The 25,937-nt window shown below is 60.5% G+C and carries 28 protein-coding genes; 10 read left to right on the top strand and 18 right to left on the bottom strand.

All coding sequences use genetic code 11. From position 1 onward, the window contains the following. Window positions 1–92: 92 nt before the first annotated feature. The 5 genes from AC2CGQ_RS12965 to AC2CGQ_RS12945 form a co-directional block, all read right to left on the bottom strand. Window positions 93–542, bottom strand: a complete 450-nt coding sequence (locus AC2CGQ_RS12965; RefSeq protein WP_004939660.1) for a type II toxin-antitoxin system PemK/MazF family toxin — start codon at window positions 540–542, stop codon at window positions 93–95. A 152-nt stretch (window positions 543–694) separates the two neighbouring features. Next, window positions 695–1,507 (bottom strand): MetQ/NlpA family lipoprotein, encoded by an 813-nt coding sequence (locus AC2CGQ_RS12960; RefSeq protein WP_015377051.1) that lies wholly within the window; start codon window positions 1,505–1,507, stop codon window positions 695–697. Between the two features lie 130 nt (window positions 1,508–1,637). Continuing rightward, window positions 1,638–2,489 (bottom strand): DUF1460 domain-containing protein, encoded by an 852-nt coding sequence (locus tag AC2CGQ_RS12955; protein WP_172574557.1) that lies wholly within the window; start codon window positions 2,487–2,489, stop codon window positions 1,638–1,640. Window positions 2,490–2,593: 104 nt separating this feature from the next. Next, window positions 2,594–3,136, bottom strand: coding sequence for a GNAT family N-acetyltransferase (locus tag AC2CGQ_RS12950; RefSeq protein WP_103085812.1), 543 nt, complete (start codon window positions 3,134–3,136; stop codon window positions 2,594–2,596). Next, window positions 3,136–3,603, bottom strand: coding sequence for an acyltransferase (locus AC2CGQ_RS12945; RefSeq protein WP_004939644.1), 468 nt, complete (start codon window positions 3,601–3,603; stop codon window positions 3,136–3,138). Before AC2CGQ_RS12945 ends, AC2CGQ_RS12950 begins: the two co-directional genes overlap by 1 nt. 205 nt (window positions 3,604–3,808) lie before the next feature. On the opposite strand from AC2CGQ_RS12945, the gene AC2CGQ_RS12940 reads away from it, so the two are divergent. Further along, window positions 3,809–4,399, top strand: coding sequence for a Yip1 family protein (locus AC2CGQ_RS12940; RefSeq protein WP_004939641.1), 591 nt, complete (start codon window positions 3,809–3,811; stop codon window positions 4,397–4,399). Between the two features lie 57 nt (window positions 4,400–4,456). Here AC2CGQ_RS12940 and AC2CGQ_RS12935 read toward each other — a convergent pair whose 3' ends face one another. Further along, on the bottom strand, window positions 4,457–5,308 hold the full coding sequence (locus AC2CGQ_RS12935) for a DMT family transporter (protein WP_088381354.1): 852 nt from the start codon (window positions 5,306–5,308) through the stop codon (window positions 4,457–4,459). A gap of 598 nt (window positions 5,309–5,906) precedes the next feature. Between AC2CGQ_RS12935 and AC2CGQ_RS12930 the strand changes: the two genes are divergently transcribed. The 3 genes from AC2CGQ_RS12930 to AC2CGQ_RS12920 are packed head-to-tail and all read left to right on the top strand — an operon-like array spanning window position 5,907 to window position 8,600. Beyond that, window positions 5,907–6,623: an ABC transporter ATP-binding protein gene (locus tag AC2CGQ_RS12930; RefSeq protein WP_088381355.1), complete on the top strand. Its 717-nt coding sequence runs from the start codon at window positions 5,907–5,909 to the stop codon at window positions 6,621–6,623. Window positions 6,624–6,639: 16 nt separating this feature from the next. After that, window positions 6,640–7,596, top strand: a complete 957-nt coding sequence (locus tag AC2CGQ_RS12925) for an ABC transporter substrate-binding protein (protein WP_166444959.1) — start codon at window positions 6,640–6,642, stop codon at window positions 7,594–7,596. Next, window positions 7,593–8,600, top strand: coding sequence for a FecCD family ABC transporter permease (locus tag AC2CGQ_RS12920; RefSeq protein ID WP_015377058.1), 1,008 nt, complete (start codon window positions 7,593–7,595; stop codon window positions 8,598–8,600). The genes AC2CGQ_RS12925 and AC2CGQ_RS12920 overlap by 4 nt, the downstream gene beginning before the upstream one ends. A gap of 63 nt (window positions 8,601–8,663) precedes the next feature. Here the strand turns inward: AC2CGQ_RS12920 and dld are convergent, their stop codons facing one another. The 3 genes from dld to AC2CGQ_RS12905 form a co-directional block, all read right to left on the bottom strand. Continuing rightward, window positions 8,664–10,370 carry a D-lactate dehydrogenase gene (gene dld, locus AC2CGQ_RS12915; RefSeq protein ID WP_261438196.1) on the bottom strand — a complete coding sequence of 569 codons (1,707 nt, stop codon included), beginning with the start codon at window positions 10,368–10,370 and terminating at the stop codon, window positions 8,664–8,666. A 124-nt stretch (window positions 10,371–10,494) separates the two neighbouring features. Then, entirely contained in the window at window positions 10,495–11,289 is a 795-nt protein-coding gene (map, locus tag AC2CGQ_RS12910) for a type I methionyl aminopeptidase (protein ID WP_033642282.1), read from the bottom strand. Then, a complete protein-coding gene (locus AC2CGQ_RS12905) occupies window positions 11,286–11,489 on the bottom strand; it encodes a ParD-like family protein (RefSeq protein WP_006324220.1) in 204 nt (67 codons plus the stop codon). Before AC2CGQ_RS12905 ends, map begins: the two co-directional genes overlap by 4 nt. 168 nt (window positions 11,490–11,657) lie before the next feature. Between AC2CGQ_RS12905 and ddlA the strand changes: the two genes are divergently transcribed. Continuing rightward, complete coding sequence (ddlA, locus tag AC2CGQ_RS12900; protein WP_015377061.1) at window positions 11,658–12,761, top strand: D-alanine--D-alanine ligase; 1,104 nt, start codon at window positions 11,658–11,660, stop codon at window positions 12,759–12,761. Between the two features lie 34 nt (window positions 12,762–12,795). Here the strand turns inward: ddlA and AC2CGQ_RS12895 are convergent, their stop codons facing one another. After that, a complete protein-coding gene (locus tag AC2CGQ_RS12895; RefSeq protein ID WP_075685286.1) occupies window positions 12,796–13,575 on the bottom strand; it encodes an ABC transporter substrate-binding protein in 780 nt (259 codons plus the stop codon). 34 nt (window positions 13,576–13,609) lie between these two features. Continuing rightward, a complete protein-coding gene (locus AC2CGQ_RS12890) occupies window positions 13,610–14,764 on the bottom strand; it encodes a methionine aminotransferase (RefSeq protein WP_484593699.1) in 1,155 nt (384 codons plus the stop codon). Between the two features lie 118 nt (window positions 14,765–14,882). Between AC2CGQ_RS12890 and AC2CGQ_RS12885 the strand changes: the two genes are divergently transcribed. The 3 genes from AC2CGQ_RS12885 to AC2CGQ_RS12875 all read left to right on the top strand — a co-directional run bounded on the left by AC2CGQ_RS12885 (window position 14,883) and on the right by AC2CGQ_RS12875 (window position 19,210). Continuing rightward, the gene (locus AC2CGQ_RS12885; RefSeq protein ID WP_044031695.1) at window positions 14,883–15,803 is read left to right on the top strand and encodes a LysR substrate-binding domain-containing protein; all 921 of its coding nucleotides are present in this window, start codon (window positions 14,883–14,885) and stop codon (window positions 15,801–15,803) included. A 112-nt stretch (window positions 15,804–15,915) separates the two neighbouring features. After that, entirely contained in the window at window positions 15,916–18,213 is a 2,298-nt protein-coding gene (gene bglX, locus AC2CGQ_RS12880; protein WP_031299711.1) for a beta-glucosidase BglX, read from the top strand. Window positions 18,214–18,286: 73 nt separating this feature from the next. Beyond that, on the top strand, window positions 18,287–19,210 hold the full coding sequence (locus tag AC2CGQ_RS12875) for a DUF7916 family protein (protein WP_021503971.1): 924 nt from the start codon (window positions 18,287–18,289) through the stop codon (window positions 19,208–19,210). Here AC2CGQ_RS12875 and AC2CGQ_RS12870 read toward each other — a convergent pair. Then, the gene (locus tag AC2CGQ_RS12870) at window positions 19,207–20,235 is read right to left on the bottom strand and encodes a methyltransferase (protein WP_015377067.1); all 1,029 of its coding nucleotides are present in this window, start codon (window positions 20,233–20,235) and stop codon (window positions 19,207–19,209) included. The genes AC2CGQ_RS12875 and AC2CGQ_RS12870 overlap by 4 nt on opposite strands. Before the next feature lie 354 nt (window positions 20,236–20,589). Between AC2CGQ_RS12870 and AC2CGQ_RS12865 the strand changes: the two genes are divergently transcribed. Then, window positions 20,590–20,982 carry a hypothetical protein gene (locus AC2CGQ_RS12865; protein ID WP_004939596.1) on the top strand — a complete coding sequence of 131 codons (393 nt, stop codon included), beginning with the start codon at window positions 20,590–20,592 and terminating at the stop codon, window positions 20,980–20,982. A gap of 73 nt (window positions 20,983–21,055) precedes the next feature. On the opposite strand, the gene AC2CGQ_RS12860 is transcribed toward AC2CGQ_RS12865, so the two are convergent. Then, the gene (locus AC2CGQ_RS12860) at window positions 21,056–21,856 is read right to left on the bottom strand and encodes an alpha/beta fold hydrolase (RefSeq protein ID WP_484593721.1); all 801 of its coding nucleotides are present in this window, start codon (window positions 21,854–21,856) and stop codon (window positions 21,056–21,058) included. 237 nt (window positions 21,857–22,093) lie between these two features. Here AC2CGQ_RS12860 and AC2CGQ_RS12855 point away from each other — a divergent pair, with 237 nt between their 5' ends. Then, on the top strand, window positions 22,094–22,855 hold the full coding sequence (locus AC2CGQ_RS12855) for a CDP-diacylglycerol diphosphatase (RefSeq protein ID WP_015377069.1): 762 nt from the start codon (window positions 22,094–22,096) through the stop codon (window positions 22,853–22,855). A gap of 41 nt (window positions 22,856–22,896) precedes the next feature. On the opposite strand, the gene AC2CGQ_RS12850 is transcribed toward AC2CGQ_RS12855, so the two are convergent. The 5 genes from AC2CGQ_RS12850 to AC2CGQ_RS12830 form a co-directional block, all read right to left on the bottom strand. Further along, entirely contained in the window at window positions 22,897–23,199 is a 303-nt protein-coding gene (locus tag AC2CGQ_RS12850; protein ID WP_004939584.1) for a hypothetical protein, read from the bottom strand. Continuing rightward, entirely contained in the window at window positions 23,196–23,831 is a 636-nt protein-coding gene (locus AC2CGQ_RS12845) for a division plane positioning ATPase MipZ (protein ID WP_015377071.1), read from the bottom strand. Before AC2CGQ_RS12845 ends, AC2CGQ_RS12850 begins: the two co-directional genes overlap by 4 nt. A gap of 271 nt (window positions 23,832–24,102) precedes the next feature. Then, complete coding sequence (yajD, locus tag AC2CGQ_RS12840; protein WP_004939576.1) at window positions 24,103–24,444, bottom strand: HNH nuclease YajD; 342 nt, start codon at window positions 24,442–24,444, stop codon at window positions 24,103–24,105. Between the two features lie 54 nt (window positions 24,445–24,498). Beyond that, window positions 24,499–24,960: a GNAT family N-acetyltransferase gene (locus AC2CGQ_RS12835; RefSeq protein WP_015377072.1), complete on the bottom strand. Its 462-nt coding sequence runs from the start codon at window positions 24,958–24,960 to the stop codon at window positions 24,499–24,501. A 54-nt stretch (window positions 24,961–25,014) separates the two neighbouring features. After that, the gene (locus AC2CGQ_RS12830) at window positions 25,015–25,908 is read right to left on the bottom strand and encodes a LysR family transcriptional regulator (protein WP_484593698.1); all 894 of its coding nucleotides are present in this window, start codon (window positions 25,906–25,908) and stop codon (window positions 25,015–25,017) included. Window positions 25,909–25,937: the final 29 nt, after the last annotated feature.

The following is a 25,937-nucleotide window of genomic DNA, read 5'->3' as shown; positions in this document are numbered from 1 at the left end:
TCCCTGAAAGGGAGGGTATAGCATAAGGGCCTTTATCGGCTACGGCGACAATTTCACCTGATTTGTCTGTTTTGTCAACAACAGCGTACTGGTCAGAACAGCATATTTTTGGCGTTGATCGACTTAATGACGGCGCGTTGTATGTCAGCAACAAGCTCGCGCGACAGACACTGGGTAAGAAAGCCTCTCTCTTTACGGGCTCTGTTCAGCCGTTGGCGGCTGACTTGCTGCACCAGATCGCCCTTTGCCCAGCGGGTTTGCGGATGAAAGAATCTCATATCTTCGATGAGTTCACGCGTAATTTCGATGTGCAATCCCCGTTCGATCTTGTTCGAATCTCTGGTGGTCGACAGCGGTACGATAATGCAGGCGTTGCCGTTAATTTTGCCATTTAACACAACAACTAAACGGTTCTTCACCATTTCTGGTGGAATGTGGCCATCATAAAAGCCGGCTTCATGCGGTTGGCAGACTGATAGGGGATAGTTGCCATAGTTGCACTCAAGAATTTCCCCGACCTTGGGGGCAAATTTGATCGGCATCGAGACACTCCTTTGTTGTGAACAATCCGTGTTATGGAGGAATGAGCATGCGGGCGTTTTGCTTTTAGAGAAAGGTGTGGCGTAAGGAAACGGGGAATGAAAGTGAAATATTGCGGATTCGTACGCAGAATCCGCCTTGATGGTGGCCGAATTTACCAGCCTTTCACCGCGCCGCCGTTGAAGATTTTTTCGGCGGCTTTGGCCACTTCATCCGACTCATAGGCCTTGATGAAGTTCTGCACGTTCGGCGCGTCCTTGTTGTCTTCGCGGGTGACGATGATGTTGGTGTACGGCGAGTCTTTATCCTCGATGAAGATGCCGTCTTTGGTCGGCGACAGGCCGGTCTGGTTGATGTAGGTGGTGCTGATGACGGCGACGGTGACTTTCGGATCGTCCAGCACGTGCGGCAGCTGCGCGCCTTCCAGCTCCATGATCTGATAACGATGCGGGTTGGCGCTGATGTCCAGGGCGGTAGGCAGCAGCCCCTTACCAGGCTTCAGGCTAATCAGCCCGGTTTTTTCCAGCAGCAGCAGGGCGCGCCCCAGGTTGGTCGGATCGAGCGGGATGGCGATCACCGCGCCGTCCGGCAGCTCTTTCAGCGATTTTATCTTTTTGGAGTAGCCGGCCATCGGGAAGACGAAGGTATTGCCGACCGCCACCAGCTTGTAGCCGTGATCTTTGTTTTGCTGTTCGAGGAATGGGCGGTGTTGGAACACATTGGCGTCCAATTCGCCCTTGTCGGTGGCGTCGTTCGGCAACAGCGAGCCGCTGAAGCCGACCAGCTCGACGTCCAGCCCATATTTCTCTTTCGCCACCTGCCTGGCGACTTCCGCCACGTCCTGTTCCGCGCCGTTGATGACGCCGACTTTGATATGGTTTTGGTCGGTTTTTTGATCGCAGCCCTGCAGCGCCAATACGGCGGCGAAGGCCGCCGCCAGAGGGGTGATACGCCAGCGTAAGGTCATCGAAGTCTCCCTGAAAAGAACAATAAAATCAGTTGGTTTTTGTTCTTACAGCTAAGCCTGAACCGCCGATGAAGTCAAACGCTCGTTCAGCATAAACGGCTATAGCTTATAGCCGTTATGCAGCGGGGAGTTATCGGCTGAGCGAACGCAGCACCACGATGCCCGGCGTAGCCATCACGTAATCCATAAAGGGCGAATCGACCACCCGCATGTTGGCTTTGCGCGAAGAGGCGTTGCGCAGCACCGGGCCGTTGTCGGTCATCACGAAGATGCCGGTGTGGGTCACGTCCAGCCCGGCGAGGTTGGTGTAAATGCCGATGTAGTCGCCGGTGCGCAGTTGGGCCAGCACCTTGTCGTCGACGCTGTCGCTGGGAATGTAGGTCACGCTGCGCTGTACGTTGGGCAAACCGGGCAGGTAGCTGCTGCCGTCCGCCTTCTGGTTGAGGTTTTTCACGAGGGTGACGGCGTGTGGGCTGAGCTGGGCGGTGATGTCTTCGACCACTTTTTTCGGCCGCTGCGCCCAGTCGGTGAAGAAGTGTTTGCGCTGTGGGAAGGCGATTTTGCCGTCGACGTAGCGAATGTCTACCAGACGCTGAACGAACTCGGTCTCGCTGCGGGCGGTGCTGAGCGCTTCCACATAATCGATGTAGGTGAAGCAATCCAGCCCGCGGAAGTCGATCACCAGTTGCTCGGGCGTGCTCTGCGAGCCGATCAGGCGGTTGGCGAGGTAGGGCGTGCCGAGGAATTCACGCGAAATCAAATCGACGGTGCGGCCATGCGGCTGCGCGGCGGGCCAACCGGCGCGCAGCGCGAGGATCTCACGCAGCTTGCTGCGGGTGCTGGCGTCTATCTGCGGTTGCAGGTTCGGCGGCGAAACGGCGGCGTCGGTCGGCGGCGTTGCGGGGGTGACGGCGGTGGGGCGATCGGCGCATCCGCTCATGGCGATAGCTAACATCAGTAAAACAACCTTGTTCTGGTTCATACGGCCCTCCCTGGGTGTCGCTGGCTTATCAGAGTAAGTGATAACAGTTCTCATCCGATGGTAGGGGTTAAAAAGTAAACATAGCCTCAATGGCAATCGATAAATCAGTAACCGATTTCGCTATTGAACGGCAAATACCAGAACAGCGCGATTTCGTGATCGGCGATCTCCGGCTCGGCGCGGTACAGCAAACGATCGATGCCGCCGAGAATAAACCCGTAATGCTGGTAGCAGCGGCAGGCCGCCAGATTGTTGTTCTGCGTTTCGAGCATCATACCTGAGGTTTCCTGCTGCCGCGCCCACTGTTTGGCGCAGTCCAGCAGCGCCCCGGCGATGCCCTGACGGCGCGCGTCAGCGCTGACCGCGATCTCGTCGATCAGGGTGTAACCGTTCCAGTTTTTGCTCAGCGTAATATGGCCAACGGCGTCGTCCTGGCGATACGCCAGGAAGGTCACGCTGTCTTCGTTGGCGAACGGCGCCAGCGGATACTGCTTGCGAAACGGTGCCACCGGGCGGGTTGGCCAGCTGTCCACCGGGCTGTCGAACTGCGGCAGGGCGTAACAGGCGATGGTGAAGCTGAAATCGCCGCGGGCCAGATAATCGTCGGGCAACGTCTCAATGGCCGCGATGCGGATGGCCGGGTTCATTACGGCAGCTCCCGCAGCAGACGCGCCGGGTTGCCGGCGTAGATCCCCTTGCGGGTGATGTCGCGGGTCACGACCGCCCCGGCGCCGATCACCGCGTCGCTGCAGATCTCCACCGCCAGGATCGTGGCGCCGGAGCCGATGGACACCCGATCGCCGATGCAGGTGCGCCCCCAGCTGGCCGGATCGGCATTGGGCGCGCCATCTTTGAACAGATCGTTGGCGAAGGTGACGCCGTGGCCGACAAAGCACGCTTCGCCGAGGGTGACGTATTCGCAGATAAAGCTGTGCGATTGAATTTTACTGCGCGCGCCGATGCTGACGTGGCGCTGGATCTCGACGAACGGGCCGACGAAGACATCGTCACCGAGCCGGCAACCGTACAGATTGCAGGGTTCGATCACGGTAACGTTGCGCCCGGCTTCGACGTCGACGATCCCCGCCTGGCGGGTGGTGATAACGGATGACATGACCTTCCTCACAGCCTGGTTTTCATGGTGGGAGTATAAGACAAAGCGCCGCGGCGTTGCGCTTTCCGCACGTTTTTTCGCCGAAAGACTATAATGAGTACAGGGGAGAGAGCCCCGTGGCCGCAATCCTCGCACGGGTAGCAGTCCGTCAGAGGTGTGAAATTCGTTCGCCGATCGCGGCCTACGGCGAGATTGGAGGTGTCTCATGGTCAGTCATGTTTGGGGACTTCTGGCGCATCCCAGCGCCGAGTTCGAACAGATCAAAAGCGAGAATGAAAGCGTCTCGCACCTATACACCCATCACGTGTTGCTCTTGGCTGCCATCCCGGTGGTCTGCGCCTTTATCGGCACCACCCAGTTGGGCTGGCTCTCCGGCGAGGGACATGCCATCAGGCTCGACATGTTTACCGCGCTTTATACCGCCGTGGCGTTCTACCTGCTGATGCTGGCGGGCGTAGCGGCCATGGGGAAAGTCATTCACTGGATGGCGCGGCGCTATGAATCGCGCCCCAGCCTGCACCGCTGCATGGTGTTCGCCGGCTACGTGGCGACCCCGATGTTCCTCAGCGGGATTGTGGCGCTCTATCCGGTCGTCTGGCTGTGTCTGTTTGTCGGCATTATCGGCCTGTGCTATTCGGGCTATCTGCTGAATCTGGGGATCCCGCACTTCCTGAATATCGACAGTAAGGAAGGGTTCATCTTCTCCAGCTCGACCTTCGCTATCGGCATCCTGTTGCTCGAGCTGCTGCTTGGGGTGACGGTGCTGCTGTGGGGGTACGGTTCCTGGTTGTTCTGAGTTAACGGCTGTTGTTATCGCCCCCGCGCCGGTGGAACGGCGCGGGGGCTTTTGCTTTTATGCGCGGCGGAAAACCAGCATCACGCCGAGCACGATGCCCGCCATCCCCAACAGGCTCAGCGTGGCCAGCGCGTGGCCGAGCAGCAGGTAATCCAGCAGGGCGGTCACTGCCGGGATCAGATAGAACAGGCTGGTGACCTGCACCAGGTTGCCGCGCTGGATCAGGCGATACAGCAAGAACGTCGCCAGCACCGAGATCACCACCGCCATCCACAGCAGCGGCAGCACGAACTCAGGCCGCCAGTCGACCCGCAGCGGCTCAAACGGCAGCGCCAGCGTACACATCAATAGCCCGATGGCATACTGCAGCGGCAACACCGCCAGCGGCGGCTGCGTCATGCCCTTTTGCAGCAGGGTGCCGGCGGTCATGCTCCCCAATGCGATAAAGGCGAACAGCATGCCGCTCGGCGAGAAATGAGCCACCATCAGGCTTTGGTACACCACCAGCGTCAGCCCGGCCATCGCCAGCGCCAGCCCGAATGCGCGCAGCCCGGTGCAGCGCCGTTCGGTGATGAACTGGGTGAGGATCGGCTGTACGCCGAGCAATGTGGCCAGCACGCCGGGCGTAATGCCCTGTTCCAACGCCAGCAGATAGCAGATCTGATAGCTGCCGATCATCAACACGCCGATCAGCGCGACGCGCCGGCGGGTGCCGGGGGCGGGCAGGCACTGGCGCCGCCACAGGCCGATGGCAAACAGCACCGCCAGCGCGATGGCGCAGCGGAAGAACAGAAAAGCGAAGGCGGAGGCGTGCTCCAATCCCCAACGGGAGATGATCGCGCCGCTGCTCCAGAGCAGGACGAACAGCGTAGCCAGGCCGGCATTGGCCCAGAGAGAAGGTAATCGCATATCAATTTCACCTGTCGTGAAAATTACAGGCTCCGGCGCGCGCGGCGGTCTACGCCTGAACGCAACAGATCACTAAGCCGGAGGTAAAAAGTCGGTTTGGCTTAACGCACAACCACAAGGCGTGGCGGGTAAGCGGCAACCGCAGAAACGACAGAAGAAACGGCGGGTGGGGCGGAGGAAGCACACAGCAAAACGACGGCCGGAACGGTCGCGTTTGTCGGATCTGTACTGTGCGCCAGGTAGGTCATGTGAGTTCCTGAAAATCGGGAATGAGACGAATCGCTTCAAACATAACCAAGTTCAGCGGGGCGTGCAATCGGAAATCACAGAGACATTAATGATAATGAAAATCATTATCATTAATAAAAAGGTGTGCTATGTTGCTTTAACCACGCCGTTTTGACGCAGGGCGCGGCTTGCCCTCTGCCTTGCTTCACGCAGCGCGTGCGGCATAAGAGTTTGCGATTCGCTTTTGCAGAAGGCGAGCAATCGTGGTAAAAACACTGATATGTTATAATATAACAATCCATGCATGATGAATTCAGCTCACGACATCCTCCATGTTGATGGAGTTAGCCTGACCGGCCACGGCGGGGCATTGATACTCGACAACATCCATTTCGCGCTCCGCGCCGGTGAGAAGCTGGCGGTGATCGGCCCCAACGGCAGCGGCAAGTCCAGCCTGTTGCGCACCCTGATCGGCGAAACGCGGCCGGACAGCGGCGGCATTTACTGGCGAGGGCGCGCCTTGTCCGCGTGGCCGGCGGCGGAGCGCGCCAGAAGCATCGCCTTTCTGGCGCAAAACGATCTGCCGGATTTGCGGCTTTCGGTTGAGGATTACGTGGCGTTGGGCCGTTTACCGCATGGCGAACGCTCTGCGACGGGAAAGTGCATCGTTGATGAGGCCATCGGGGAAACCGGGCTGGCGCCGTTCAGGCGCCACCCGTTAGGGCGGCTCTCGGGCGGCCAGCGTCAGCGCGCCGCACTGGCCCGGGCGTTGGCGCAGTCTCCCGACCTGTTGTTGCTGGATGAACCGACCAATCATCTCGATCCGCCCGGGCGCTCGGCGCTGCTGTCGTTAGTGAAAAATAAAGATATCGCCGTGATTGCGGTGCTGCACGATTTGCCCGTGGCGGAGGCGTTTGCCGATCGGATCCTGGTGCTCAACGAAAGCCGCCAGGTAGCCTGTGGTACGCCCGAGGCGGTGTTGCAGACCCCGGTTATTCTGCCGGTGTTCGGCATGAACAGTTTCAAGGTGGCGCACCCCGTCAGCGGGAAAACGCTGCGTATTTTTGACGTTCCCCATTGCGCTTGATAAACCAGAGAGAAATATGAACACACGCGTATTCCCCCTGCTCCTGCTGCTGGCCGGTGGGGCGGCGGTGGCCGAAAAATTTCCCGTCACCGTAGACAGCTGCGGTTCGCCGATCGCCTTCAACCAGGCGCCTCAACGCGCCGTCATCAACGACATCAACATGGCCGAGATGGCTTTTGCGCTCCATCTGCAGGATCGCATTGTCGGGCTGACCGGTATCACCGGCTGGTACAAACTGACGCCCGACTTCAAGGCGGCGATGGGTGCCATTCCCGAACTGGCGCCGAAATATCCCGCTTTGGAAACGTTGCTGGCTGCGCAGCCGGATTTCTTCTTCGCCGGCTGGAATTACGGCATGAAGATCGGCGGCGACGTCACGCCGGAGAAGCTCGCCCCGTTCGGCATCAAAACGCTGGTGTTGAGCGAGAGCTGCGTGCAGGCCGGCGGGCGGCCGCAGAAGGCCGATATGAACCTGCTGTATGACGATGAGCTGAAGCTCGGCAAGATTTTCGGCAAGCCGCAAGAGGCCGCCGCGCTGGTTGAAGGCTGGCGGCGCCGGTTGGCTGCGCTTCCCGCCAGACCGGCGGGTCAGCCACCGCTCAAGGTGTTCGTCTACGACTCGGGGGAGGAGAAGCCTTTTACCAGCGGCAAATACGCCATGCCGACGGCGATCATCGAAGCGGCGGGCGGCCGCAACGTGATGGACGATTTACCGGCGAGCTGGACGACGGCGTCCTGGGAGGCGGTGGCGGCGGCCGAGCCCGACTTCATCATTCTGCTGGATTACCAGACCGGTTCGGGGGCCGATGCGCTGCGGCGTTTCCTCGAGTCTCACCCGTTGATGAAATTGACCCCCGCGGTACGGCACCACCGTTATCTGAAACTGCAGTATGCGGAGCTGACGCCGGGGCCGGCCAACATCGGCGCGGTGGAAAAGCTGGCGCGGGCGCTGTACGCGCCGGAGGCTGAATGAACTCGCCGACCCGGCGATTTATGCTGCTCGCGCCGTTGGCGCTGTCGGTATTGTGTGGGCTAATGATCTGGAGCCTGCAGCTGGGCAGTGTCGCGCTGTCATGGCGGCAGGCGTTGGCGGCGTTAGGGCTCGGTTCGGCGCCCCTCTCCGGCATGCTGGATACCATCGTCGTGCAACTGCGCATGCCCAGAGCCCTGTTGGCGGCGTTGACCGGCGCCGGGCTGGCGATGACCGGCGCGTTGCTGCAGACTACCACCCGCAATGAGCTGGCCGATCCTTTTCTGTTTGGGCTCTCCTCCGGCGCCTCCGCCGGCGCGGTGCTGGTCATAACGCGCTTCGGCGATGCGCTGGGCGCGCTGACGTTGCCGCTGTCCGCTTTCGCCGGCGGCATTTTGTCCGCGATGGCGGTGATGATCCTGTTTCGCGTCAGCCGGGTCAGGCGCGCCGAGCAGCTGATCGTCTGCGGCCTGGCGGTCTCGTTTTTGTTCAGCGCGCTCACCAGCTACCTGGTGTTTTCCGGCGATCAGCGGGCGGCCGGCTCGGTGTTGTTCTGGTCGCTGGGCGGGCTGGGGCTGGCGCGTTGGGATAATCTGTTCATTCCGTTGGCGAGTTTCGTGCTGCTGGCCGGGTTTACGGCGCTGCGTTGGCGGGCGCTGGACGCGCTGCTGGCGGGCGAGCACACCGCCCATTCGATGGGGGTCAACGTCGCGCGCCTGCGCACCGAGACCTTTCTGTGCTGCGCACTGTCCACGGCGTTTCTCGTTTCGCTGACGGGCGTGATCGGTTTTGTCGGGCTGATGGTGCCTTATCTGGCACGGCGCCTGGTGGGCGTGCGCCACCGCTTGTCCGTGCCGATGTGCGGCCTGCTGGGGGCGATGCTGCTGACCGGCGGCGACATGCTCAGCCGCAGCCTGATCCCCAATCAGGAGCTGCCCATCGGCATCATTACGGCGGGGCTGGGGGGCGCGTTCATCGTCTCCTTGCTGCTGCGTGCGGAACGCTGAATGGGCCATTGAAGGTCAACAGGAAGGTGAGGTGGCCCGCCTCGGCAGGCCAATCGGGCGCTCTTAGCGGGGGTCTTCGGCCCAGCCTTTGCGTTTGCTGGTTTTGCCGATGCCGGGGTTGAAGCTGTTGGTCGGATCGGCAGTGCGGTAGAACGCCTGCAGATCCGGTTTGGCATGGTACAGGTGGCCGACGTTATGCTCCGCCGGGTACTCGGCGCCGCGCCGGTTGAGGATCTCGAGCATCTTTTCTTTCAGCGCATGGCTGTCCACGCCTTTTTTCACCACGTAGTCCTGGTGGAAGACGTGGCACATAAAGTGGCCGTAATACAGCTTATGCACCAACTGACTGTCGATCTCCGGCGGCAGCGTTTCGAACCAGTCGGTGTCGTTGCGGCGCAGGGCGATGTCCAGCGCCAGAATATCCTCCACCTTGTCGGCGTGCACCGCGTGGTAGCGCACCGCGGCGCCGGCGGCGGCGAAGCGGTGCAGGAAGGCCTTTTTGCCCTCATCAGGCGTGCAGGCGAAGAAAGCGCCCTCGGCCTGGGTGAAGTACTCGGTCAGGTAGCGCTGCGCTTCGTCTACGCCGGGGCCGGCCATCTTCAGCAGCAGGTGATGCTCGAAACGTTCGCGGTATTCTTTCATGCGTTTCGGCAGGTGGCTCGGCGCCAGATGGCTCAGGCCCTGCATCAGCCGGTCGGTCAGGTTGTGCGGCAGCAGCGGCAGCTTGTTGAGGCTGGCGTCCATGCGGCCTTTCAGGGTGAAGAAGCGCGGCATCTGATCGGTGCCGAGCTTGTCGATCATCATAAAGGTGTCTTTGCCGTAGACCTCGGCGATGTCGAAGATATCGCGGTGCATGTATTCACCGGCCACCGGCAGGTTGTCGAACCGGCTCAGCATGTGGCGGCGCAGTTCGGTCAGCACCGCGGTGTCGTTGGTGCCGATATAGAACACCTGCTCTTTGCCTTCCTTCTCGAAGGTGTCGAGCCGCACCGCGAACACCGCCAGCTTGCCGGCGCAGCCGGAGGCTTCGTACAGACGGCGTTTATCGGCGTTGAAGCGGGAAGGGGTGTCGGCGTCGACGTCGCGCACCCGGCTGGCGTACTCGTTATCCGAGGCGCGCAGCTCACCGTATTCGACGTCCTCCGGGCGATAGTCGCCTTTTTCCAGCCGGGTGAGGATCTCTTCCGGCGTGTCGCCAAGCCGGATGCCCAGATGGTTCACCAGGCGCAGCTGGCCGTCTTCCCCTAGCTGGGCGTACAGTGCCATTTCGGTATAGGCCGGGCCGCGTTTCACCAGCGAGCCGCCGGAGTTGTTGCACACGCCGCCGATCACCGAGGCGCCGATGCAGGAAGAGCCGATCACCGAATGTGGTTCGCGGCCGTAGGGTTTGAGCAATTTCTCGAGGTGGTGCAGGGTGCTGCCGGGAAAACCGACCACCTGCTTGCCGTTGTCCAGCACCTGAATATGGTCGAGGCGCAGGGTGCTGACGATGACGATATCGCGATCATAGTCGTTGCCGCTGGGGGTTGAGCCTTCGGTCAGGCCGGTATTGGCGGCCTGCATGATGACGATTTTGTCGGCGGCCACGCAGGCCTGCAGAATGCGCCACAGCTGCAGCAGGCTGGTGGGAAACACCACCGCCAGCGCCTGGCCTTCGCCGGAGCGGAAGCCCTTGCGATACCGTTCGGTGTTGCGATCGCCGGTCAACAGCTGCGGGCCGCCGACGATGTCCTTGAGCTGATTGATAAACGTCTGATTGCCTGACTGCATGCTGCCTGTCTCCCTGTCATCCCCGTCGCCTTAACCGCGGCGCCGGTGCCGCGCAATAAGCTAAGAGGCTATCAATTAAATAACTTATCAAGCCATTAGCTTATTAAGCTAATGGCTTGTGGGTTTAGTAGCGCTCGGCGTAGCCGGCCCGGCGCTCTTCGTCGCGCAGCGTCAGGATCTCCACGCCGTCGGCGGTGACTGCCACGGTGTGCTCCCACTGCGCCGACAGTTTTTTGTCGCGTGTCACCACCGTCCAGCCGTCCTTCTTCTGCTTGATGCGGCGGTCGCCCTGGTTGATCATCGGCTCGATGGTGAACACCATGCCTTCCTGCAGCGCCATGCCGCTGCCGGGTTGGCCGTAGTGCAGCACCGCCGGCTCTTCGTGCATGTCGCGGCCGATGCCGTGGCCGCAATACTCCCGCACGATGCTGTAGCCGGCCTGCTCGGCGTGGCGCTGGATGGCGTGGCCGATATCGCCCAGGGTGGCGCCCGGTTTGACCGCGCGAATGCCCTGCCACATCGATTCATAGACGTTGTTCACCAACCGTTTGGCCAGCGGCGTCACCTGGCCGATGCAGTACATCTTGCTGGAGTCGGCGATGTAGCCGCCGTTTTCCAGCGTGATATCCACGTTGACGATCATGCCGGAACGCAGGATTTTGCTGGCCGACGGCACGCCGTGGCACACCACGTCGTCCACGGAGGTGTTGAGCACATAGGGGAAATCATACTGCCCCTTGCTGGCCGGGCGCGACTTCAGCTCTTCGACGATAAACGCCTCGGCGCGGTCGTTGATCTCCATGGTGGAGATGCCTTCGACGATGACCTCATCGAGCATAGCAAACACTTTAGCCAACAGAGCGCCGGAATGGCGCATTTTGGCAATCTCTTCCGGCGTTTTAATCACAATCTGTTTCACCCGACAATCTCCTTCAGCGTCAGCGCGTTATCTTTCATCATTTTTTTTACCAGTTGCGGGTAAGTCAGTTCCGGATGGAACTCCGCCAGCATGCCGATCTTGATCCAGTACTCGGCCTGCGCGTTGATCGAACGCGTCATAGTCAGGCTGGCGAGGCGCAGATCGTCATGCAGCGCGTCCGAAATTTTTACGATGCCCATCGGCGTCTCCATAAATTAACAATATACGAAGTGTATACGTTTTGGATGGTCGCGATGTGGCATTCTGTGGCGTAAGAAGATTCTGGCAACAACGATTGCCGCCGCCAGGCAATGCGTTTATTGTGATAAACGACTTTTTTGCCATGATTTTTCAGAAGGATTTAAGGCGTGACTAAACTACGTGTTGGGGTGATTTTTGGCGGTAAATCGGCGGAGCATGAGGTGTCGCTGCAGTCGGCCAAAAACATTGTGGATGCAATCGACAAAGAGAAGTTTGACGTCACGCTGCTGGGGATCGACAAACAGGGGCAGTGGCACATCAACGACGCCTCCAACTATCTGCTCAATGCCGAGAACCCGGCGCTGATCGCGCTGAACCGCTCGAACAAGAACGTGGCGCTGATCCCGGGCCAGGAAAAGCAGCAGCTGATCGAAGCGGGCAGCGCCGGCGCGCTGGGGCAGCTCGACGTCATCTTCCCGATCGTGCACGGCACGCTGGGAGAGGACGGCTCGCTGCAGGGGCTGCTGCGCATGGCCAATATGCCGTTCGTCGGCGCCGGGGTGCTCGGCTCGGCGGTCAGCATGGATAAAGACGTGACCAAACGCCTGCTGCGCGACGCCGGGCTGGCGGTGGCGCCGTTCGTCACCCTGACGCGCGCCAACCGCGCCGGGTTCACGTTTGAGCAACTGAGCGAGCGCCTCGGCCTGCCGCTGTTCGTCAAGCCGGCCAACCAGGGCTCGTCGGTCGGGGTCAGCAAGGTGGAAAACCGCGCCGAGTTTGACGCGGCGGTGGCGCTGGCCTTCAGTTTCGATCACAAGGTGCTGGTGGAGTCGGCGATCGTCGGCCGCGAGATCGAGTGTGCGGTGCTGGGCAACGACGATCCGCAGGCCAGCGTATGCGGCGAGATCGTGCTGAGCGACGCTTTCTACTCCTACGACACCAAATACATCAATGAGCAGGGCGCTCAGGTGGTGGTGCCGGCGGCGATCGCGCCGGAAGTAAGCGACCACATCCGCGAGGTGGCGCTGAAGGCGTTCCGCGCGCTGGAGTGCTTCGGGTTGGCGCGGGTGGATGTGTTCCTGACGCCGGACAACCAGGTGGTAATCAACGAAATCAACACGCTGCCGGGCTTCACCAACATCAGCATGTATCCCAAGCTGTGGGCTGCCAGCGGTGTCAGCTATCAGGCGCTGATCACGCGCCTGATCGAATTGGCGCTGGAGCGCCACCAGCAGGATCGCGCGCTGAACAGCTCGGTGTTCGATCGCTAAACGCGGCAGGGGGCGGCGGTGCCGCCCCCGTCCATCACTTCACCGTCACGTCGATGTCGCCGAAATACTTCTTCGACAGCGCCGCCACTGTGCCTTGCTGTTTCACTTTGGCGATGGCGGCATCCAGTTTCTTCTTCAGCGCCTCATCCCCTTTGCGCAGGCCGAAGGCAATGCCTTCACCGAGGATTTTGTCGTCGCGCACCGCCTCGCCGACGAAGGCGAAGCCCTTGCCGTCCGGCTGCGACAGGAAGCCGCTTTGCCCCGACGGCGCCATCACCAGCGTGGCGTCGAGCCGACCGGCCGCCAGATCGAGATACACCTGATTCTGATCCTGGTAAGACACCACATCCACGCCCGCCGGCGCCCAATGGGTTTTGGCGTAGATCTCCTGAATTGAGCCTTGCAGCACGCCCACGTGTTTGCCCGCCAGCGCTTTGGCGTCCGGCAGCAGGCCGCTGTCGGCCTTGGCGATCAGGCGGTTCGGCACCTGATAGATGGCGTCGGTAAAGGCGATCGCCTGGCGCCGCTGTTCGGTCACGTTCATCGCCGAGTTGATGGCGTCGAACTTGCGCGCCTGCAGCGCCGGGATCAGGCTGTCGAACGAGGTTTCCACCCAGCTGCATTGCAACTGCGCGGCGGCGCACACCGCGTCGCCCAGTTCAATGTCGAACCCTTCCAGTTTGCCGCTGGCGGATTTGGATTCGAACGGCGGATACAGCGCTTCCAGACCGAAGCGCAGGCTGTTTTCCGCCGCCAGAGAAGAGCTGGCGGCCAGCAGGCATCCGGCGGCGAACAGCGTTTTCAAAGCTTTCATAGGCAGTGCCCCTTTCCCATGGTCGGACAAAAAATTACACCTGGTTCAGGCGGCGCGCGCCTTCCAGCAGGGTCTCGTTATCTTTGGAAAAACTCAGCCGAATAAGGCCGGTATCGGTGCCGTCGCTGTAGAACGCCGACAGCGGGATCGTCGCCACCTTCGCTTCGCGGATCAAGCGCACGGCGAAATCATTGTCGCTTTCGTGACTGAAGCCGCTAAAGCGGGCCAGCATGAAGAAGCTGCCGCGGCTGGGCAGCAGCTCAAAGCGCGAATCCTGCAGGGCGCTGGCCAGCAGATCGCGCTTTTGTTGGTAAAACGCCGCCAGCCCCAGGTAGCTCTGCGGGTTGGCGAGCGCGGCGGCGAAGGCGTGTTGCATCGGCGTATCGGCGGAGAACACCATGAACTGGTGCACCTTGCGGATCTCGTCCATCAGCGCCGCCGGCGCCAGGCAATAGCCGACGCGCCAGCCGGTGACGTGGTAGGTTTTGCCGAACGACGACACGATCACGCTGCGTTCCGCCAGCTGCGGATAGCGCGCCATGCTGTGATGAATTTCACCGTCGAACACCACGTGCTCGTAGACCTCGTCGGACAGGATCACGATGTCGGTGTCGCGGGTCAGGGCGGTCAGGCGTTCGATGTCGTGCTCGTCAAACACCGCGCCGGTCGGGTTGTGCGGCGTGTTGACGATGATCATGCGCGTTTTGCCGTTGATGGCGGCGGCCACTTCGTCCCAGTCGACGCGAAAATCCTGCAGCGACAGTTTGATCGCCACCGGCGTGGCGCCCTGCAGGCGCACGATCGGCGCATAGCTGTCGAACGCCGGTTCGAAATAGATCACCTCGTCGCCGGGATGCACCAGCGCGCTGATCGCCGAGTACAGCCCTTCGCTGGCGCTGGCGATCACCGTGATTTCTTCGTCGGCGTCATAGCGCGCGCCATACAATCGTTCAGCTTTTTCCGTCAGGGCAGCACGTAACGCCGCCACGCCGCTCATCGGCGCGTATTGGTTATGACCTGCGCGCATGGCTTGCGCCGTTGCCTCGATCAGCTGCGGGTCACCGGCGAAGTTGGGCGCGCCCTGCGACAGGTTGAGGGCCTGATGTTCGGCGCTGAGTTGGCCAATGACGGTGAAGATAGTAGTGCCGACGTCCGGCAGCTTCGAGCGGGATGAGCAGGCGCTCTGCATGATGGGCTCCAGGCAAACAGGGAAGTGTTGAGCGATTAAGCATCAGCCGGCGTAGGCGGACAAGGGAAAGTTTGTCATACTTGCCATGCACTGTGATCATAGCTAATCGAGGCTCGCTATGCCGATATCCCTGCCGTCGCTCGACGTGCTGAAAACCTTCGTGGTGGTGGCGCAACGCCTTAACTTTACCCATGCCGCCCGGCAGCTGCACCTGACGCAGGGGGCGGTCAGTCGGCAAATCCTCGGGCTGGAACAGCGTCTGGGCTATCCGCTGTTCAGCCGCCAGGCGCGCGGTCTGGCGCTGACGCCGCAGGGCGCGCAGCTGCTGGCGCCGGTACAGCAGGCGCTGGGGCAGTTGGATGAAGCCCTGACGCGGGCCGCCGCTCCGCCGGGGGCGCTGCGCATCAAATGCCCGACCTGCGCCATGCGCTGGGTGCTGCCGCGCATCATTCGCCTGCAAAATGAACGGCCGGACATGCATATCGAGCTGACCGCCTCGGTGTCGCACGGCCTGGATTTCAGTACCGAGCAGTTTGACGCCGCGGTGGTATTCGGCCGGCCGCCGGGTAAAAAGCTGACCGCGCACTTGCTGTTCGATGAAATCCTCACGCCGGTCTGCACGCCGACGTTCCTGCCGGCGGCGGCCCGGTTGACGGACTTGACGGACAAAACTCTGCTGCACCCGACGCGCGATCGGCGCGACTGGCTGCGCTGGCTGAAGGCGGCGGGCGCCGATGCGTTGCCGTCCGGTAAGGCCCAGCATTTCGATACCCTCGATCTGGCGATGAGCGCCGCGCTGCAGGGATTCGGCATCGCCATCGGCGATCTGTGCCTGCTGGAGGAGGATATTCAGGCGCAGCGCATCGTCACGCCGTTCCCGCTCTGCGTCAGCAGCGGCGCGGCCTATTATTTGGTCTATCCTGAACGCACGGTGGCGCCGCCGACGTTAACCGCGCTGGTCGATTTTCTGGCGGCGGAGGCCGCCGACAGCCGCGCCCGGCTGCAGAATTACCTGCCGATAACCTGTAATGCTTTGTAAACATTAGCGATGCGAATTCCCTTGGCGATGAAACAGAGTGTGGCAAACTGTTTCTTCACTCCGATTAAACTCCGCGGCGTTGGCGGCGGAAACACGCCTGAGATAAAACAAGATGAAATGGCTTTGTGTGGTGAGTATGTTGTCCGGTCTGGCCCTCAGCCCGGCTTTTGCGCAGGAAACGCCGATAACGCAGGGCATTCACGCCCAGCAGCGCGACGCCTTCGTGTCCCATTTGATGAAGCAGATGACGCTGGAAGAGAAGATCGGCCAGCTGCGGCTGATCAGCGTCGGGCCGGATAACCCGAAAGAAGCGATCCGCGAGGGGATCCGCAAAGGGCAGATCGGCGCCATCTTCAATACCGTCACCCGGCCGGATATCCGGGTGATGCAGGATCAGGCGATGCAGCTCAGCCGCCTGAAAATCCCGTTGTTCTTTGCCTATGACGTGGTGCACGGCCAGCGCACCGTGTTCCCGATCAGCCTGGGGCTGGCGGCCAGCTTCGATCTGGAAGCCATTGCGCTCAGTGCCCGCGTGGCGGCGCAGGAGGCCAGCGACGACGGCCTGAACATGACCTTCGCGCCGATGGTCGATATCACCCGCGATCCGCGCTGGGGCCGGGTCTCCGAAGGCTTCGGCGAAGACACCTGGCTGGTCTCGAAAATCGCCAAAGTGATGGTCGACGGTTTCCAGAACGGCGATCCGGCCAAACCCGGTTCGGTGATGGCCAGCGTCAAGCACTTTGCATTGTACGGCGCCGTCGAAGGCGGCCGCGATTACAACACCGTCGACATGAGCCCGCTGCGCATGCATCAGGACTATCTGCCGCCTTACAAAGCGGCGGTGGACGCCGGCAGCGGCGGAGTGATGGTGTCGCTCAACTCGGTGAACGGCGTGCCGGCCACCGCCAACCCGTGGCTGCTGAAAGATCTGCTGCGCGAGCAGTGGGGCTTTAAAGGCATCACCATCAGCGACCACGGCGCGATCAAAGAGCTGATTAAACACGGCGTGGCCGCCGACGCGCGTGACGCGGTGCGCCTGGCGATCACCTCCGGCGTTGACATGAGCATGAGCGACGAGTTCTACGACAAATACCTGCCGGGTCTGGTGAAGGACGGGCTGGTGCCTGAAAGCGATATCGACCGCGCCTGCCGCGACGTGCTCAACACCAAATACGACATGGGGCTGTTCAAGGATCCGTATGTGCATCTGGGCCCGGCGGGTTCCGATCCGCAGGACACCAACGCCGAAAGCCGTCTGCACCGCGCCGAAGCGCGGGTGGTGGCGCGCAAGACGATGGTGCTGCTGAAGAACGATAAGCAGACGCTGCCGCTGAGCAAGCAGGCGACCATCGCGCTGGTCGGGCCGATGGCCGACAGCCAGCGCGACGTGATGGGCAGTTGGTCGGCCGCCGGGGTGGTCAAGCAGTCGGTCACCCTGCGCGAAGGGCTGGAGCGGGCGGTGGGCGACAAGGCGCGCATTCTGTACGCCAAGGGCGCCAACGTCACGCAGGATAAAGGCATCATCGACTACCTGAACGAGTATGAGCCGGCGGTGGCGTTCGATACCCGCTCGCCGCAGCAGATGATCGACGAAGCGGTGCAGGCGGCGAACAAGGCCGACGTGGTGGTGGCGGTGGTGGGCGAATCGCAGGGCATGGCGCACGAGGCTTCCAGCCGCGCCGACATCACGATCCCGCAGAGCCAGCGCGATCTGATCGCCGCGCTGAAAGCCACCGGCAAGCCGCTGGTGCTGGTGCTGATGAACGGCCGCCCGCTGGCGCTGAGCTGGGAGAGCGAGCAGGCGGACGCGATGCTGGAAACCTGGTACAGCGGCACCGAGGGCGGCAACGCGGTGGCGGACGTGCTGTTCGGCGACTATAACCCGTCGGGCAAGCTGCCGATGACCTTCCCGCGCTCGGTCGGCCAGATCCCGATGTACTACAACCACCTGAACACCGGCCGTCCGTTCGGCAAGGAGAATCCGGGCAAGTACACCTCACGCTACTTCGATTCGCCGAACGGCCCGCTGTATCCGTTCGGTTACGGCCTGAGCTACACCACCTTCAGCCTGTCGGATCTGAAATTGTCCAGCCCGACGATGGCGCGCAACGGCAAGCTAACCGCCAGCGTTACGCTGAAGAATACCGGCAAGTACGACGGCGCCACGGTGGTGCAGCTGTATCTGCAGGACGTCACCGCCTCGGTCAGCCGGCCGGTGAAAGAGCTGCGCAACTTCAAGAAAGTGACGCTGAAGGCCGGCCAGTCGCAGCAGGTTGAGCTGCCGATTAGCGAAGAGGATCTGAAGTTCTACAACGCCAGCCTGAAATGGGGGGCGGAGCCGGGCAAATTCAACGTGTTCGTCGGCCTGGATTCCGACAACGTGCAGGCGCAAAGTTTTACCCTGAAGTAACCTTTTCCCCCTCTTTCACTGCGGTGGGAGAGGGGCACTATCCCTTTCCGCTCATGTCACCGGAGCTTGCCTCATGAAACGGTATCTGGACTGCAGCGCCAGCGATCTGGCCGATATCGGCAAAGCCGATCTGCTCTATGCCATCCGCGCCAGTGAAGGGCGCATTCTGGTCAGCGAAACCATTGCGGTCACTCAGCCGCTGCTCAATAACGTCACCAACGCCGAACTGGCGGCCAGCCAGGGCGCCGATCTGCTGCTGTTGAACCTGTTCGACGTCGATCATCCGCATATCGCGGGCCTGCCCGCCGACGTGCCGCCGCAGGAGGCGCTACGCACGCTGCAGCGGCTGACCGGGCGAGTGATCGGGGTGAATCTGGAGGCCGTCGATCCGGCCTTCGCCACCGAACATAACGATTTCTGGCAGATGACGGCGGGCCGCGCCGCCACCGCCGAGAATGCGCGCAAGCTGTATCAGCTCGGCGCGCGCATGCTGGTGCTGACCGGCAACCCGAACAACGGCGTCAGCAATCAGGCGATCGCCGCCGCGCTGAAAGCAATCCGCGAGGAAGTGGGCGACGAGATGGTGCTGGTGACCGGCAAAATGCACGGCGCCGGCATCGTGCGCGAAAGCGGCAGCCAACTGATCGGCGAGCAGGACATCGCGCTGTTCGTGGAGAACGGCGCGGACATCGTGCTGTTGCCGGCGCCGGGCACCATTCCCGGCATGTCGCAGGAGAAAGTGGCGGCGCTGATCGCCTTTGCCCAGCGGCAGGGGGCGCTGGCGATGACGGCGATCGGCACCTCGCAAGAGGGGGCCGACGTGCAGACCGTGCGGCAGATTGCGCTGATGAGCAAAATGGCCGGGGCGGACCTGCACCATATCGGCGATACCGGCTATCTGGGGCTGGCGCTGCCGGAAAACATCTTCGCCTACAGCGTGGCGATCCGCGGCGTGCGCCACACCTACAGCCGCATGGCGCGCTCGGTGAACCGCTAAGCCTGGGGTTTTTGCGCCGTGACGATGCTGAAATAGCCGAGCGACGGCAGCACCTGAGCGGGCCCGAAGCCGACGTCGCGCAGCAGGTCGCCGATTTCCTTGCCGGAGTATTGGCGGCCCTGCGTCCATCCCATCATCATCAGGCTGTACCCCGCGGCGGCAGGCGGCCCGTCGCCGTCATCGTTGTACAGCACTTCGTGGATCACGATCCTGCCCCCGGGCGGGAGGGCCGCATAGCTCTTTTGCGCCAGGAAGCGGTTCTTGTTCATCGGCCAGTCGTGGAAAATATTGGAGTACAGGTGCAGATCCGCCGCCGGGTAGGGATCGCGCCACATATCGCCGCTGTGGGTGCCGATGCGCTGACTGAGGCCGTGATCGTGCGCGTAGTCGGCGGCGAGCGGGCACACCTCCGGCAGATCGAACACGGTGCACGTGAGCGCCGGCCAGTGGGTCGCCAGACTGATGGCATGGGCGCCGGAGGCGCCGCCGATATCCAGCGCCGTGCGGCAGGCACCGAGGGGCAACAGCGTAGGCCAAACGCTGGCCGAGCCCATGCTCAGGCTGTGCATGGCGTGGGTAAACAGCCGCATTCTGTCGGCGTCGAGCGTATGGGTTTCAAACAGCTCCTGCTCGCCGTACACCTGCGAGGCATTCTTTCTGATGGCGCTTTCCAGGTTTTTCAGCGTGAAAATCTCGCTGTTTTCAATCATCAAATCCCAAAAATAGCCGAAATAATGCGGGTTGTTTTTTATCAAAAAGGTTTCCGCTTCCGGCGTCAGAGAGAATGTTTCGCCGTCTCTGTCTATCAATTTCAATGCCACTAGCGCCATGACCAGCGTCTCTGCCGGGCGTCTTTCCACATTGGCCTGAGCGCATATATCGGTCAGGTTGCGGGGGCGCAATGCAATAAATTCAAAGATGCCCAGGCGGTGCGCAATAAGCGCCGCCGGATAGAGATATAAATTCATCGTGATATCGAGAATGGTTTTGTCGTCGCATGGCGGCGGCCGGACGGAATGGTTCATGTGAATCCCCTCCCACTAAGGCATGGCGCGTCTTAACAGGCTATGTTACGCCTGTGGTTTTAGCAAAGGGCGGGGGCGCGATTGACCGCAGGCCAACGCTTACGTTGTAAATAATTCCCTGGTGATACTATTTTAAAATTGAATTGGGTACGGTTAATGTCGAACGTAAAAACTGACGTCGGGCGGAGTAATAACCCCATCATGCATTTTTATTTTACTGGAGGTTAACTTAATCACAGTTATTAACGCGTTAGGGTTGTGTTAATCTGAGCCGCCGTTATACCGTACCGACGTTCACATTATTTTTTGTGAATAATTCAAAGCTAAATAATTCATTATTAAAACGAGATAACAATGAAAAAGAGCATTCTGACCGGCATGATTGCCGCGACTCTGGGCCTGTTCAATACCGCTAATGCCGAAGGGATGGACCCTGCTGCATTGAAAAACGTCTATGACATTACGCGTAATACCAGCGGGCTGATGTCTTACTGCGTCGATAAAGGTTTTCTGAAAGCGGACAGTATCGACAACGCCAAGAAAATGGTGGCCTACGTGGCCGCCATTCCCGGCGGTGTCGACACCCGCGACGGTGACAAGCGTGAAGCGATGGGCCGTGAAGGCAATGTGCTGAACGACGACGGCAAAGTGGTTGCGTTGGAAAAGGAAGCGCCACAGGGTCTGCAGACATGGTGCCAGCAGGCTGACGAAGGGATCCGCCAGGGTCTGACGTCTATCGGCCAATAAACGCCGGATGTAGCCTCCCCCTCCCTAAGGCTTCGTCTGAAGGGAATCTCCGGGCCTGACGGCCCGGAGAATCTCACCAAAACAGCGGGGTGGTGTTTTCAGCCAAAAACGCCAGCAGCGTTTCGTTGACCGCCGTCGGGTTTTCTTTGTTGCTGATATGGCCGGCGTTGGGGATCAGCACATGCCGACAGCCGAGAAGATCCGCCATGCGCTGGCCTTCCGTCGGCGGGCGCGGTTTATCCTGCGCGCCGGTGATGACGATGCTGGCGGCGGTGATGTTTTCCAGCAGCGCCAGCTTGTCGGGGCGGCCGAAGATCATCCGGCCCAGTGGCACGATGCTGTCGCGCAGCCGATCGGCGGGCAGGCTCTGCAGATGGGCCAGCAATGGCTGCGACAACGCATCGGGTACTTCGTCGGAATAGAACTGCGCGGCGATGTACTCCAGCAGCGGTGACGTGATGGCGCCGGCCTGTTCCACGGCGGCCAGCATGCCCATATAGCGCTGCCGAGCCTCCGGCGTTTCGTCGCCCAGGTAGCTGTCCAGCAGCGCCAGCACTTTCACCCGCTCCGGCGCCAGCGCCGCCAGTTCCGCGCCCCACATGCCGCCGACGGACAGGCCGACGATGCCGAACTCTGCAATATCCAAATGATCCATCAGCGCCAAATGATCGGCGGCGATATCCGACAGGCTGTTTCGTCCAGGCGGCAGCGCCGGGGAGTCGCCGTGGCCCCAGAGATCGGGCACGATCAGGCGGTAGCGTTTCGCCAACGCCTCGAACTGCGGTGCCCACATGTTCAGATCGAACAGATAGCTGTGGCCCAGCAGCAACGGAAAGCCTGAGCCCACGTCGAGATAATGCAGGGATTTGCCCATCGTTGGCATCTTGTCGGTTCCTTATATAAAGAGAGTTCGGCTGCTTATATCACACTCATATTCAACCCACGGTATTAATTTACTTTAAATTACTCAGATGGACGCGGGCTTTTTAATTTTCATTGCTAACAAGACGTCAATAAAAGGTGACGCTAAGGCTAATATTTTGGTGGTGAGCGGAGCCTTGGTTTATGCTGTCGCTCCTTTCGGTATGGAATAGATAAACAGGGCGTCGCGATGAAAAGACTTTTCAGACTATTAATTATTTTGCTTGTCATTTTGCTGCTGACGGCGGTGCTGTGGTGGTTCTTCGGGCGCGGCAATCCGAATGCGCTGTGGCAAATCGTCAGCCAACAGTGCGTGCCCAATCAGCAGCAGAACAACGATCCGGCGCCCTGTTTAAAGGTTGATTTAACCGAGGGTTATGTGCTGTTTAAGGACAGCAAAGGCCCCTATCACGATCTGGTGATGCCGACCGAAAAGGTCAGCGGTATCGAGAGCCCGGCATTGCAGACAGAGCACGCGCCGCCTTATTTCGCCCAGGCCTGGAATAACCGTGAACATATATCCGGCGAGCTGGGTAAACCGTTAAAAGATGCGTGGATTTCTCTGGCGGTCAATTCGAAATATGGTCGCTCTCAGAATCAGCTGCATATTCACGTTGCCTGCTTGCGCCAGGATGTCTATAACGCGCTGGGGCAGCAGGCGGAACAATTAGATCAACAGTGGCGGCCGCTGGCGGTGAAATTGCTCGGTCACCAATATCTGGCCAGAAAATTGGCGGGCACCGATTTAACCCAGGAAGATCCTTTCCGTTTACTGCAGAACTATGTGGTCGAGCAGGGCGACAGCATTGGCAATTACGGCCTGGCGCTGGCGGTCAGCCCGCAGGGCGAGATGCTGCTGTTGGCGAACCGTTTGAAGCTGACCGATCTGAACCTGGGCTCGGCCGGCGAAATTCAGGACTACCGGTGCGAGGTCGCGGGGAACTCAAGATGATAACGGCCCGCCGGCGTGGTCAGCCGGCGGCTGCCGTGCGGTCAGAGTTTTTTCAGCAATGCCAGCAGCTGCGTTTCGCTTTTCTCCGCCAGCCCGTCGATGGCGAGCTTGATGATGTCGGAGCGGGTGATGCGCACGATGCCGTTGCGCGCCGCCTGCACGATCACCTCATCGATGGCTTCGATGTGGTTGTCCGTCAGGCTGACGGAAATCGCCTTATAGGTGCGCTTGCGGCCGGCCGGCTTGGCTTCCGGCGCGGGCGCCGCAACCGGCAACGTATGCGAGGTGGCGCTGTTGATGAATTCGTCTTCCGACATGCGGTGGGTGGGAGTGCGCTTCTTCACAGGATCACCTCTTTCACCAGGCATTCGATCTCGGCCTGCGCCTTTTCGTTGTTCGCCTCATGCACGGTGATGGCTTCGCCCCAGGCGTCGCGGTAAATTTTGCGATCGCACAGGCGGTGGCTCACCAGGGTGAACTCCGGATATTCGCTCAGCACCTGCGCCGCTTCGTTGGCTTCATTAATGAAGATATTGGTCGGGCACATGTTCAGCACAATGTAGCCTTTGACCTTCTCGTTGTATTCCTGCGCGGTGGAGAACATCTCCGACAGGTAGCCGATGGTGTCGAGATCCATCTGCGAAGGGCGCAGCGGCGAGAGGAACAGATCGGCGGCCAGCAGGCCGGAGCGCAGTTCGGCGCTGTCGCGGCCGGCGGTGTCGACGATCACGTAGTCGTAATGGCGATCCAGCTCTAGCAGCGTTTCCTTGATTTTGCCCGACGCGGCCACCACCGGAATGTGCGGCAGCCCCTCGACGTTCTGACGGTCGTTGTACCAGGTCATGATCGATTTCTGGTCGTCGGCATCGACGATGATCGCCGTCTTGCCTTGCTTAAGAATCAGATACCCGGCGATATTCACCGCTTTCGTCGACTTGCCGACACCGCCTTTTTGCGAGCCAATCAGAACAATCATGCTGCCATCTCTCAAGTTATTAAGCAGGTAACTTATTAAGTTAATGTGCTTATTAGGTTGATAATCAAACAGGTTAACAAGAACAACTCGCGAACAATATGCACCAACTGCGGCGGCTTGCCAAGCCAGTATGTCGTTAACTGTGCAGCTTATTTTGCGCTGGATGGCCCGGATGGGTAAGTAGGAATTCTCTGGGAAGTGGCGATGCGGAGGAGGATTTTATTAATTTAACAGCTTAATAAGTTAGTGACTCATTAAGCTGTTGTCGACATTATTTCTTCATCATCGCCTTCAGGTTGGCGAACGGGTTGTGGGTGGCGACGCCGATATCTTTTTGCGCATCTTCACCGGCCACCACCGTCGAACCGTATTGATCGGCCTCGGTGTATTTCGAGTGTTCGTGGTCGTGGCAATACAGGCACAGCATTTCCCAGTTGCTGCCGTCTTCCGGGTTGTTGCTGTGATCGTGATCGATATGGTGCACCGTCAGCTCGCGCAGGTTGGAATAAACGAATTCGCGTGAGCAGCGCCCGCATACCCAGGGGAACAGTTTCAGCGCTTTTTCGCGGTAGCCGGTTTCCAGCTTCGCATAGTTTTTGGGGATATAGGCCATGGTGGTCGTCCGTCGGGAATCAATATGCGGCCAATAATACCACAGTGCGTGCGGCTACAACGTGCGGCTCATCACCGTGACGGTTTCACCGGCGACCTGGCGTTGCTCCAGAGGGCGCCAGCCGAGTTTCTGATACAGCGTCTGCTGGTCGGGCGTATACAGATACAGTTCGCTGATGCCCTGGGTTCGGCCGTGCTCGATGCAGCGCGCGATCAGGTTGCGGGCGATGCCTTGGCCGCGGTGCTGCGGGTGGGTAAAGACTTCGCTCAGCCAGTATTGGCGCTCCGGTTTATCTGTCAATTCATACCGCGTCAAACTGGCGGTGCCGACGATCTGTTGCTGCGGCGACAGCGCCAGCAACACGACGCCTTGGCTCTCGGGCGCACAGCGTTCAGCCAGCCGCCGGCTGATGGCGTCGCGGTTGCTCCACTGCGCAAAGGCGCCCCATTCCTGATGCAGTAATTCGGCCAGTTCGTCAATGCGCTGACGATGTGCAAGCAGCGGTTCGATATGCATGGTTTGCCCGTTTTTATTGTCCGTAAGAGAAGCCACTATAGCCGGGGCGATCGGTTAATGAAACGTCTCCACCGCCCAGTCGATGAACGCCCGCAGCTTGCCGCTGAGGTGGCGATTGGACGGGTAGACCACGTACATCTGCTCCGGCGGCGGCTGCCAGTCGTGCAGCAGGCTGACCAGCTCGCCGCGCTCGAGGTGTGGCTGCGCCATAAACCGATAAATCTGGATGATGCCTAATCCGGCCAGGCTCGCCGCCAGCAGCGCGTTGCCTTCATTGATGCTGACCGGGTAGCGCTGCTGGATGGCGATCTCTTTGCCGCGCTCGACATAGCGTTGCGGATGGATGCGGTCGTTGACCGGATGGCGGTAGTGCACCATCGGAAAGCCCTGTTCCAGATCGCACGGGTGGCGCGGGGTGCCGTGGTGCGCCAGATAGGCCGGGGTGGCGCAGCTGACCCAGTCCAGATCGAACAGACGCCGGGCGATCAGGCTGGAGTCGGCCAATGGGCCGCTGCGGATCACGCAGTCGGTGCTGTCGCTGATCAGATCGATAACGCGATCGCCGATGCTGAGATCGATTTGGATTTGCGGGTAGCGTTCCAAAAAGCCGGGCAGCGCCGGCAACAGCAGTTGGCGAGCGGTGCCGCTGCCGGTGTCGATGCGCAGCACGCCCTGCGGAGAACTTTGCGACTCGGTCAGGCAGCCCTCCATCTGCTCCAAATCCGCCAGCCATTTCACCGTATTTTGGTAATAGCATTCGCCTTCGCGGGTGACCGACACGCTGCGAGTGGTGCGCTGAAACAGCTTGGTCTGCAGGTGATCCTCCAGATTTTGGATCAGCTTGGTGACCGTCGCTTTCGGCATGCCCAGCGAATCGGCGGCGCGGGTAAAGCCGCCGGTTTCCACCACGCGGTTAAATACCCGGATAGCGAGCAAATGATGGTCCATAGGGTTCTCAACGCCATGCCCCGGCGGTG

Source organism: Serratia sp. DFXYC6, assembly GCF_057196085.1.
This window is presented reverse-complemented; position numbering and strand designations above follow the sequence as displayed.

What these genes read in the sequence shown, in the direction of transcription:
- AC2CGQ_RS12965 (WP_004939660.1), bottom strand. Translation starts at nt 542, where the DNA reads ATGCCGATCAAATTTGCCCCCAAGGTCGGGGAAATTCTTGAGTGCAAC.
- AC2CGQ_RS12960 (WP_015377051.1), bottom strand. Translation starts at nt 1,507, where the DNA reads ATGACCTTACGCTGGCGTATCACCCCTCTGGCGGCGGCCTTCGCCGCC.
- AC2CGQ_RS12955 (WP_172574557.1), bottom strand. Translation starts at nt 2,489, where the DNA reads ATGAACCAGAACAAGGTTGTTTTACTGATGTTAGCTATCGCCATGAGC.
- AC2CGQ_RS12950 (WP_103085812.1), bottom strand. Translation starts at nt 3,136, where the DNA reads ATGAACCCGGCCATCCGCATCGCGGCCATTGAGACGTTGCCCGACGAT.
- AC2CGQ_RS12945 (WP_004939644.1), bottom strand. Translation starts at nt 3,603, where the DNA reads ATGTCATCCGTTATCACCACCCGCCAGGCGGGGATCGTCGACGTCGAA.
- AC2CGQ_RS12940 (WP_004939641.1), top strand. Translation starts at nt 3,809, where the DNA reads ATGGTCAGTCATGTTTGGGGACTTCTGGCGCATCCCAGCGCCGAGTTC.
- AC2CGQ_RS12935 (WP_088381354.1), bottom strand. Translation starts at nt 5,308, where the DNA reads ATGCGATTACCTTCTCTCTGGGCCAATGCCGGCCTGGCTACGCTGTTC.
- AC2CGQ_RS12925 (WP_166444959.1), top strand. Translation starts at nt 6,640, where the DNA reads ATGAACACACGCGTATTCCCCCTGCTCCTGCTGCTGGCCGGTGGGGCG.
- AC2CGQ_RS12920 (WP_015377058.1), top strand. Translation starts at nt 7,593, where the DNA reads ATGAACTCGCCGACCCGGCGATTTATGCTGCTCGCGCCGTTGGCGCTG.
- dld (WP_261438196.1), bottom strand. Translation starts at nt 10,370, where the DNA reads ATGCAGTCAGGCAATCAGACGTTTATCAATCAGCTCAAGGACATCGTC.
- AC2CGQ_RS12905 (WP_006324220.1), bottom strand. Translation starts at nt 11,489, where the DNA reads ATGGGCATCGTAAAAATTTCGGACGCGCTGCATGACGATCTGCGCCTC.
- AC2CGQ_RS12895 (WP_075685286.1), bottom strand. Translation starts at nt 13,575, where the DNA reads ATGAAAGCTTTGAAAACGCTGTTCGCCGCCGGATGCCTGCTGGCCGCC.
- AC2CGQ_RS12890 (WP_484593699.1), bottom strand. Translation starts at nt 14,764, where the DNA reads ATGCAGAGCGCCTGCTCATCCCGCTCGAAGCTGCCGGACGTCGGCACT.
- AC2CGQ_RS12885 (WP_044031695.1), top strand. Translation starts at nt 14,883, where the DNA reads ATGCCGATATCCCTGCCGTCGCTCGACGTGCTGAAAACCTTCGTGGTG.
- bglX (WP_031299711.1), top strand. Translation starts at nt 15,916, where the DNA reads ATGAAATGGCTTTGTGTGGTGAGTATGTTGTCCGGTCTGGCCCTCAGC.
- AC2CGQ_RS12875 (WP_021503971.1), top strand. Translation starts at nt 18,287, where the DNA reads ATGAAACGGTATCTGGACTGCAGCGCCAGCGATCTGGCCGATATCGGC.
- AC2CGQ_RS12870 (WP_015377067.1), bottom strand. Translation starts at nt 20,235, where the DNA reads ATGAACCATTCCGTCCGGCCGCCGCCATGCGACGACAAAACCATTCTC.
- AC2CGQ_RS12865 (WP_004939596.1), top strand. Translation starts at nt 20,590, where the DNA reads ATGAAAAAGAGCATTCTGACCGGCATGATTGCCGCGACTCTGGGCCTG.
- AC2CGQ_RS12860 (WP_484593721.1), bottom strand. Translation starts at nt 21,856, where the DNA reads ATGGGCAAATCCCTGCATTATCTCGACGTGGGCTCAGGCTTTCCGTTG.
- AC2CGQ_RS12855 (WP_015377069.1), top strand. Translation starts at nt 22,094, where the DNA reads ATGAAAAGACTTTTCAGACTATTAATTATTTTGCTTGTCATTTTGCTG.
- AC2CGQ_RS12845 (WP_015377071.1), bottom strand. Translation starts at nt 23,831, where the DNA reads ATGATTGTTCTGATTGGCTCGCAAAAAGGCGGTGTCGGCAAGTCGACG.
- yajD (WP_004939576.1), bottom strand. Translation starts at nt 24,444, where the DNA reads ATGGCCTATATCCCCAAAAACTATGCGAAGCTGGAAACCGGCTACCGC.
- AC2CGQ_RS12835 (WP_015377072.1), bottom strand. Translation starts at nt 24,960, where the DNA reads ATGCATATCGAACCGCTGCTTGCACATCGTCAGCGCATTGACGAACTG.
- AC2CGQ_RS12830 (WP_484593698.1), bottom strand. Translation starts at nt 25,908, where the DNA reads ATGGACCATCATTTGCTCGCTATCCGGGTATTTAACCGCGTGGTGGAA.